This is a genomic window from Acinetobacter sp. 24-47-62, from assembly GCF_056779765.1.
Genome location: NZ_JBWYIN010000024.1, coordinates 1 through 9,337 on the forward strand (window position 1 = coordinate 1; position 9,337 = coordinate 9,337).

The following is a 9,337-nucleotide window of genomic DNA, read 5'->3' on the forward strand; positions in this document are numbered from 1 at the left end:
GATCACGACCATCAGCAACGAGTTGTAAAGCTTCATTAATTTCTTGTTGAAGTGCATCACGTGTTTCATCAGTATATCTTGCTGATTCTTCTAACTCTGCATTGTCATCAAGTTTCTTTTGAAGTTCATTCGCCTTCGTTTCAAGCGCGACTAAATCCGCTTCTGTAGCAGGCGTATTTTCAAATTCTTGCTGTGATTCAGTTTTTAGATTATCAACAGCATTATTTAGTTCATCACGAGCATTGTTTACATCATCAATGCTTGGCTTATCACCAATATTGTTATTAAAGTCATCTACAAGCTTTTGAGCTTCTTCAATTTCTTTTTCTAATTCTGATTTAGTTTCATCAGTATATGGATCATTTGGATCTTCATTTTCCAACTTATCCTTTGCATTTTCCAAATCAGCTTCAAGATTATTAATTGCTTCTTCTAATTTAGCAGCATCTTTAGCTTCTTGATCTTTTAAAGCATCTTCAACAATAGCAATTAAATCATCAGCCGTCTGGTCAAGTAATTCTTGACTTGATTCTGGATCTTTTAAAACAGCTTCTGCATCATTAATAGCATTTTCAACTCGCTGTTTTTCATCACCATCCAATTGATTTAATGAATTTTTAGCATCATTGATTGCATCAACTAATTTGCTGAGATCTTTGGACGGCTGTTTTGTGTCACTTGATCCATTTGCAGCATCAAATACAGCAACGCCAACTCCAACTGCACCTAGTGCAAGTGCACCACCAGCTAACCAATTATTTAAGATTGTAGCGCCAGTTCCAGCACCACCTTCTAGTAAAGCTTCTATGCTTTCTAAAGGATTGTATTCTACATTTTTGAAATCAAGAACAAACATCTCACTATTTTGGTTACGGAAAACTAAATCAGATGTTTCATAATTGAAGTTTTCTAGGGTTATTGTTTCCCCATTATTAAGTTTAATAATGACCTGATTATCATTCACAATCAGCTCTTGAACATCTTCAGGAGCCACGTCGATCATTACAACTGAGTCTTCAACAATTTTAATTATATTGCTTTCTGAAGTGATCGTATTATTCAAGTTTTTTTTTGAGATAATCTGAGTTTGCATATACAAAATACCCATAGATTTAAAGAAATTTTACTTAATAGCATTAAACGATCATTTAGTTTTCTAATCAAGATTTTTTTAGATTAAAAATCATATATTTCAATATATTGTGACTTGTATCACACTATTTTTTAATAAAATTGATTTTATTTTATACAGCAACTAAATGATCTTAAGTAGACTGCTATTTACAAAATTCAATACGTTGATTACTTATTGTTCATCATTTTTCTTGCTTTTAATTTTCGTTATTTAATTTCAGAAACACAAATTTTTTTTTTGAAAAAAGCAATGGTATAATCTCAAAAAAATGAATAATTTTTATGAAATATTTTTCTTGCGCGCAGTGTAATCGGCAAATCTTTTTTATGAATTCTACATGTACTCATTGTGGAATTAATTTAGGATATGTTGTAGAAGAAAAAGAAATGGGAAGTTTCCATAAACATACTATTCAGTTGTGGAAATCTATTAATCCCAAATTCAAAAATAAACTCTATAAACCCTGTTTTAATTATTTGCATCATCATGTATGCAATTGGATGATTCCTGCAGAAAGTTCTGATATTTACTGTGACTCTTGCAAACTAACCTCTATTATTCCAAATTTAAATAATCCTGATCACACCATCTATTGGAGCAGATTAGAGCATGCGAAGCGTCGTTTCCTTTATATGATGCAACAACTAAATATTATGCCGAGACCAAAAAAAAATGATCAAGATCAATTTGGACTTAGATTTAATTTTTTGATGCCCGAACCAGATCTTCCTGTTTTAACTGGGCATGCTCAAGGTACAATTACATTAAATGCAAGCGAAGCAGACGTCGTATACCGCGAAACAACCCGAATAAAAATGGGTGAAAACTATCGAACCCTACTCGGTCATTTTCGCCACGAAAGCGGGCATTACTATTTTGATCTCATTCAAGAGCTTCGACCAGATCTCATTGATGCGTTCAGAGTAATGTTTGGAGATGAACGACAAGATTATGCTGAGGCTTTAAAGCGACATTATCACGAAGGTCCACCCATAGACTGGCAGAAAAAATTTATTAGTTCCTATGCAAGTGCTCACCCATGGGAAGATTGGGCAGAGACTTGGGCACATTATTTACATATGATGGATACCTTAGAAACAGCATACTATGCGGGTCTGAGTGTTCAATCTAAACGTGCTGATCTCCCAAGTATGACGATCGAAGAAAATCCGATTGGTGCTAAAAACTTTGAAACTGTTTTACAAAACTGGTTAATCATCACTTTTAACTTAAATGCACTTAATCGCAGTATGGGTTTAGATGATGCATACCCATTTACGCTATCAGATAAAGTCTTAGACAAGCTCAGATTTATTCATCACAAACTATTAGAAATTTCATTTCAAAAATAAATATTTTTGCTTTATCAAAGGTTGAAGTTACTTATTATTTAAATACAATCTTCACCAAGTCTTAATGATTGTGTGTAAATGAAAATAAACGAACAGATTGTACTCGTTACAGGTGGGGCACGAGGCCTTGGCTTGGCTATTACCAAGGCATTATTGAGCGAAGGCGCTCGTGTCGTTGTCAATTATCATAGTAGTCATGAGTCCGCTAAGACATTAAAACTTTCACATCCTGATCAAGTTTTTAGTTATCAAGCGGATATTACTGATGCAGATCAAGTTTCAGAAATGTTTAACGCTGCCAAACTGCATTTTGGTGAAGCTATTCATTCAATTGTGAATAATGCACTCGTTAGATTTAAATTTAACGGGGATGCAAGACCAAATATTTCACAAATACAATGGAATGATATGCACACTCAGTTTGAGGGTGCTGTCAAAGCTGCCCTTAATACCACTCAAGCCGCTTTAGCCGACATGAAAGCTAATCGATTCGGTCGAATTGTGAATATAGGAACAAACTTGGTGCAAAATCCTGTTGTGCCATATCATGACTATACTACTGCAAAATCTGCCCTTCTCGCATTGACGAGAACATGTGCTCATGAATTAGGTGAGTTTGGAATTAATGTCAATATGTTGTCTGGTGGATTACTTCAACAAACTGATGCAAGTAAAAGCACGCCACAGGAAGTTTTTGATTATATTGCTTCCGCTACCCCCTTGCGTAAAGTCGTCACTCCTGATGAGTTTGCTTCAGCCATTTTAATGTTTTTGTCACCGTACTCCAAAGCTGTCACTGGTCAAAATTTAATAGTGGATGGCGGTTTAGTTAAAAATTAATAACGATGCTTAGAGCTTAGGCTATTTTTTATTTAAGGAATAGCCTACCTATATAACCCCAATCGCTTGCTCATAGAGTATTTATGAGTGTTATTTTACAAGGATTTCATGAAACATATGTCTAAGCCATTGATGGCTGGTCTTATGATGACAGGACATATGCCAGTATTGTTTAACACCATATGTCGGGAAAGCAATAGGTGCATCAAAGATTTTTAAATTGCCTCGTGATAATAAAACTTCACTTAGATAGTAAGGCACTGTAGCAATCGCATCAGTTTCTTGAACAACAAGACCAACACCAAGATAACTTGGTAATCGCATTAAAATATTTCTTTTAAGTTCAAGGTTTAACAGCTCATTTTCAATATGGTAATGCCCCATTCCCGCATCAATATCAATGTGTGATTCTGCCAAATACTGCTCTTTGCGGATTGAATCTCCCGTTAAACGAGGGTGATCTTTTGCTGCAATTACAACATAATATTGCTCGAATAGTTTTTGTTGATAAAAGCCATTTTCCAAATGAGGCAGAAATCCTAATGCAAGATCAATTTCACCATTTGCCATTTGATAACTTGTTTCAGAAGTTATTGGACGCACATTTAATCTGACATGAGATGCTTTTGCTTTTAGATATTGGGAAATCTTAGGCAGTAATACTAAATGCGAAACATCAGTCATCGCCAAGGTGAATTGTTGATCTGATATAGCTTCATCAAAATCAATCGTAAAATTATTAATCGCTTCAACTTTACTTAATGCTTCACTGACCAATGGGAATAATTGCTTTGATAATTCCGTCGGGATCATTTCATTCCCAATTCTTAAAAAAAGCGGATCGTTATAATGTTGTCGAATTTTGTTAAGAATATTACTTACAGCAGGTTGACTCATCTGCAATTGTTCAGCAGCAATCGAGACACTTTTAAATTTGTAAACATGAAAAAAAATACTGAGTAATTTGCAATCTAATTCGTACACGAAACGCGCCTTCTCCTAGTAGATGAGAATCTAAAGTCAAATAAGATCTCATAGTACTTTTATATTTTTATTTTTTCTAGGATCTATTCTGACATTCTCTAAAACCATCCCATAAAAAAAGAGCGAAAAATCGCTCTTTTTATCATCATTCAAGTCTGAATAATTTAGAAATTATAAATTGCTACAGCACTGACACGATTATCCTCACCTGTGTTAGAACCATTTGGTGCAGATACCACAGCTTTACGCTCACCATACACATATTCCAACCCAAGGCTAATCGGTTTGATCGGACTATAGAATGCATTGACCCAACCTTGCCAAAGCTCCTTATTGATCTCTGTCAGATTTACTGCACCACCTCGATAAGCATTTGTCACATCTTGATTCATATAACCAAAACCAACAGTTCCACGCCATTGAGGATTAAATTGCTGCGTTAGACCTATTGTAATCGAGTCAAATTCATTCTCATCTAAAATTTCACCAGATGAGCTACGGCTGATACCAGGATTCGTCCATGAAACGAAACTGCTATCTCCTTTTACATGATAGTAGTCAGCTTTCAGTGTAGTTGAAGGAGCTAACTTATATTGCATACCAAGTCCTACGCCCCATGCAACGACTTCATCAACTTCTGTTTTCTTTTCATTGACCATAGTACGTAAACTGAGTTTAGCATCATCATTTAATTGATGATTCAATCGCGCTGTGACTGCAGGTGTACGCATTTTAGATAAGCCATCTTTTGGATCTTCTGCTGCAAGGACCAAGCCTGTTGCAGGTGCTAAACTCATACTATAACGAACTTGAGGTGTACGTTTTACAGCACCACCCACATAACCTAAGGCATCAATCGTTTCAGGCATATAGTCTGGCACAGCAAAGTTAGACCAAGTTTGACCAATTAACCATTTATCGTAATTCATATAAGCATGACGTATACGAAGATTATCTAATCCAGCTCCACCCAAAAAGTCGACTTCAACTTTACCTGAAACTTTTTTATCATTGATTTGACTATGAATATCCAAACCTAAACGTGTTGCTGATAGAGTCGACTTCAGTTGATCACTTGCTTCACTTTGTCCCTCTAAAGGAACTTTATTAATATTATTATATAGGCGATCTGCCGCACTACCTTCGGCTTGATATGAGGCATCTAGACGAACATTACCATAAAAATTAAAAGTGGTATCTTTACCAACATTTAGTTTTGGTTGGGGTTTAACAGATTCAGTTTTTAATGTCTCAATCGATTTTGTCTGTACAACAGCATTCTTCTGTTGTTGTTCCATCATTGATTTAAGTACTTCAATTTCTTGACGTAGTTGCTCTATTTCAGACTGTTGTGTGCTTTGTGCAAATGTTGCAGTAGAGGTTAAAACAGCTAATGAGATTAAACTTAAAGTAAAAGGTTTGTTTGAAAAGATCATCCTAATCTCTCTTATCCTATAAAATGGTTTAAAAGTCTAAATAACAGCCACCTTCTGGCAGCTGTCTTATTTATAAAGAATTTTTACTGTGCTTGTTCTACGACTTTAGAAGAGTGCACCGGTTCTTCCTGAGCAATTTTTCCATCTACTGAATTTTTCAGATTCACCATAAAAATTGCTAAGGCTGCAATCACACCAGGAATTGCGATGACCAAGAAATTCATTTGGTGCGGAAGTTCCATGGTTAACAAAGCACCAGTGAGTACTGGACCTACAATTGCACCAATTCGACCAATACCAGATGCCCACCCCATACCAGTTGAACGAACTGTCGACGGATAATATTGTGCGACGAATGTATAAAGTAGAATTTGTGAGCCAATCGTTGCAGCGCCCGCGATTGCAATTAGCGTATACAACACGATTTGTGGACTATTAAAGCCGAGAAGGATAAGTGCAAGTGCACCGCACACGAACATAATTGTGAGTACTTTTTTGATGTGGAAACGATCTGCAAGATATCCACCACCGATTGCACCCACCATACCACCGATATTTAATGCAAATAGGAAGATCATACTTGCACCAAGCGAGTAACCCGCTTGAATCATCAGTTTTGGCAACCAGCTTCCTAAAGCATAAACCATGAGTAAACACATAAAGAATGCAACCCAGAACATGAAAGTACTGAAGGTACGACCTTGCTGGAATAATGCTTTTAAAGGAGCTTCATCACCTGCTGTGACTTCATCTAATACAAATTGAGTGTCAGCAGTAATATTTTTTTCAGGTGCGATTTTCTTCACATTAATTCGCACTTGCTCGGTTTGGTTTTTGTTGGTCAGGTACATCAAAGATTCTGGTAGGAATTTCCAAATCAACGGCAATGCGATTAAAGGCAATGCAGCGATATAGAACATAATTTTCCAGCCATATTGTGGAACTAACCAAGCACCTAATAATGCTGACGTCATACCACCAATTGCATATCCACTGAACATAAGGGCAACTAAAGTGCTTCTAATTCGCTTAGGTGCATATTCAGTCATTAAAGCAACAACGTTAGGCATCACACCGCCAATACCCAGACCAGCAAGAAAGCGTAAAATACCAAATTCAGTTGGATTTGATGCAAATGCCCCCAAAAATGTAAATCCACTGAAGATTGCCACACAAATCATAATGGTTTTTTTACGACCAAGCTTATCTGATAATGTACCAAATGACATAGCACCGAACATCATCCCGAATAAAGCTGTACTTGCTAACAATCCAGCTTGTACTGAAGTTAATGCCCATTCCTGCATTAATAAAGGTAATGCAACTCCGTAAATGACAAGATCATAACCATCAAAGATAATAATCAATAAGCACCAAAATAATACACCCCAATGAAATGGTGTGAACTTAGCATCATCAATCACACGATTGATATTTAATTTGTTTGCTTCCAAGGTTGCGCCTCCTGCAAATAAACTCTCCAAAAATATGACGCAACATTGACTTAAAGCTGAAAAAATGTCCAAAACCGAATATATCTATATATATACCTTCAAGGTCTAAATAATCTCGAGGGCTTATTTCTAGTATGATTGAATGAAAATTAGACGAATAATTACTTTAAAAAAAAATTCTTTGAGAATTTCTAATTTGAATTTTTTATTGCAACCTACTTTTTCTTCAAAGTTAAAATTATTTGTTTGAAATTTATCAAAAAAAATTAAGCCCCTTTTCGGGGCATAAGCTAAAGTCGTAGTTATTTTGAGTATTTAAGATTTTTGATTGCTATTTTTTACCCAATAGCTTTAGACCTAAGTCTAATTATTGTATTAGACCCTATCTAAATTAAATTTCTATCATACTTAATTGCTTCTAAATCATACACTTGGTAAATACAATCTATTAGAGACATGATGTCCTCGCTCTCATCTAGATTACGTATCGTCATAAATACTGGACTTACTGCAGTTTCATCTAAAATTGGGATGTAAAGCAAATGGGATAGCTGAATTGATTTCGCACTTTCTGGAACAATACAAATACCTTCACCAGCTGCAACCAAACCAAGAGATAGCTGAATTTCTCGCACCAAACGTATATTTTTAGGTTCTAAATTATATTCTGCAAACAAGGCTTGGACTTGAGTTGCAAAGCTAGGGGTTGTATGGCTAGGGTATAAAAAAATATTTTCATCAGAAATATCAGATAGATAAACACCTTCTTTTTTCAAACTTAAAGGATGACTCGCATGCACTGCCATCATTAAGCGCTCTTCACGAAGCAAAATTCGCTTCAATGCTGGATCTGAAATTCTAAGCCGCCCAAATCCAACATCAATCTTCCCCTCTTTGAGTGCTTTAACTTGTTCTAACGTGGTCATTTCAACAAGTTCAATCTTTAAGTGGGGTTGCTGCTGCCTATATAAATATACAATTTTAGAAAGCAGCCCATAAAGCAGTGACCCGACAAACCCCATTGTTACTGTACGTTCAACTAGACCTATACGCTTTGTCATAGACTTAACTTCTTCAGCATTGGCAAGTAATTTCACTGCGTGCTGATAAAAGAAATAACCGGCTTGTGTTGTTTTTAATGGACGGCTACCTCGCTCAAATAAAGCAATGCCAAGCTCTGATTCCAAATTTTGAATTTGTCTACTTAATGGTGGCTGCGCAATAAATAACTTTTCGGCTGCTTTTGTAAAACTTTGTTCTTCTACCACTGCGACAAAATATCGTAGATGTCTAAGCTCCATGACTTCCATACCTTTTAAATATATTAAAATGCAAAAATGATCTTCGACTCTATTTTTGCATTCTTTTAAGGTATACCACATGAAATACACAATGCAAGAATGCGTAGAGTGGAAATGATTACATCAGTTGAAACCTTGCTCGTTGAAATCCCGACGATCCGCCCACACAAGATGGCGGTCGCAACGATGCAAACTCAAACCTTAGTCCTCATTAAAATCGAAACTTCGGATGGTTTCATTGGTTGGGGCGAAGCAACCACCATCGGTGGCTTAGGCTATGGTGAAGAAAGCCCTGAAAGTATCAAAACCAATATCGATACTTATTTTGCTCCACTACTCAAAACTTTTACTGATTTCAACATTGCTCAAATTATGCAAGTGTTGAAGAAGAATATTAATGGCAACCGTTTTGCAAAATGTGCCATTCAAACTGCTTTACTGGATATTCAGGCTCAACGTTTAGGTTTGCCGCTGTCTGAAGTGTTAGGTGGCCGTCTGCGTGACAGCGTTCCTGTACTTTGGGTGTTGGCTTCTGGTGATACAGATAAAGATATCGCTGAAGCGAAAAAGATGATCGAAGCTAAGCGTCATAACTTCTTTAAATTAAAAATTGGTTCTCGTGCTGTAGAAGCAGATGTTGAGCATGTTCTCACCATCAAAAAAGCGTTAGGTGCTGATATTTCTATCCGTGTCGATGTGAACCGTGCTTGGTCTGAGTTAGAAGCGATCAAAGGTATTCAGCTTCTGCAAGATGGTGGTGTGGATCTAATTGAACAGCCATGTGCGATTGACAATATTGATGCCATGGAGCGTTTAACTCGTCGTTTTGATATTG

General features: G+C 36.3%; 8 protein-coding genes. 3 read left to right on the forward strand and 5 right to left on the reverse strand.

Going from position 1 to position 9,337, the window contains the following annotated elements; genetic code table 11:
- Nucleotides 1–1,093, reverse strand: a 1,093-nt coding sequence (locus AC1M87_RS14525) for a BapA/Bap/LapF family prefix-like domain-containing protein (protein WP_481594092.1), incomplete at its 3' end; no start/stop codon positions are given.
- A 323-nt stretch (nucleotides 1,094–1,416) separates the two neighbouring features.
- Between AC1M87_RS14525 and AC1M87_RS14530 the strand changes: the two genes are divergently transcribed.
- Together AC1M87_RS14530 and AC1M87_RS14535 are read left to right on the forward strand one after the other, a co-directional pair.
- Nucleotides 1,417–2,487, forward strand: coding sequence for a zinc-binding metallopeptidase family protein (locus AC1M87_RS14530; RefSeq protein WP_481594093.1), 1,071 nt, complete (start codon nucleotides 1,417–1,419; stop codon nucleotides 2,485–2,487).
- Nucleotides 2,488–2,565: 78 nt separating this feature from the next.
- Nucleotides 2,566–3,327, forward strand: a complete 762-nt coding sequence (locus tag AC1M87_RS14535; protein WP_180029055.1) for a 3-oxoacyl-ACP reductase — start codon at nucleotides 2,566–2,568, stop codon at nucleotides 3,325–3,327.
- Between the two features lie 90 nt (nucleotides 3,328–3,417).
- Here AC1M87_RS14535 and AC1M87_RS14540 read toward each other — a convergent pair whose 3' ends face one another.
- The 4 genes from AC1M87_RS14540 to AC1M87_RS14555 form a co-directional block, all read right to left on the reverse strand.
- Complete coding sequence (locus AC1M87_RS14540; RefSeq protein WP_481594094.1) at nucleotides 3,418–4,311, reverse strand: LysR family transcriptional regulator; 894 nt, start codon at nucleotides 4,309–4,311, stop codon at nucleotides 3,418–3,420.
- Nucleotides 4,312–4,475: 164 nt separating this feature from the next.
- Nucleotides 4,476–5,747 (reverse strand): DcaP family trimeric outer membrane transporter, encoded by a 1,272-nt coding sequence (locus tag AC1M87_RS14545; RefSeq protein WP_481594095.1) that lies wholly within the window; start codon nucleotides 5,745–5,747, stop codon nucleotides 4,476–4,478.
- Between the two features lie 83 nt (nucleotides 5,748–5,830).
- Nucleotides 5,831–7,201: an MFS transporter gene (locus tag AC1M87_RS14550; RefSeq protein ID WP_092766280.1), complete on the reverse strand. Its 1,371-nt coding sequence runs from the start codon at nucleotides 7,199–7,201 to the stop codon at nucleotides 5,831–5,833.
- Nucleotides 7,202–7,587: 386 nt separating this feature from the next.
- On the reverse strand, nucleotides 7,588–8,502 hold the full coding sequence (locus tag AC1M87_RS14555) for a LysR family transcriptional regulator (RefSeq protein WP_035270297.1): 915 nt from the start codon (nucleotides 8,500–8,502) through the stop codon (nucleotides 7,588–7,590).
- Between the two features lie 114 nt (nucleotides 8,503–8,616).
- On the opposite strand from AC1M87_RS14555, the gene AC1M87_RS14560 reads away from it, so the two are divergent.
- On the forward strand, nucleotides 8,617–9,337 hold a 721-nt coding region (locus AC1M87_RS14560), incomplete at its 3' end, for a muconate/chloromuconate family cycloisomerase (protein WP_481594096.1).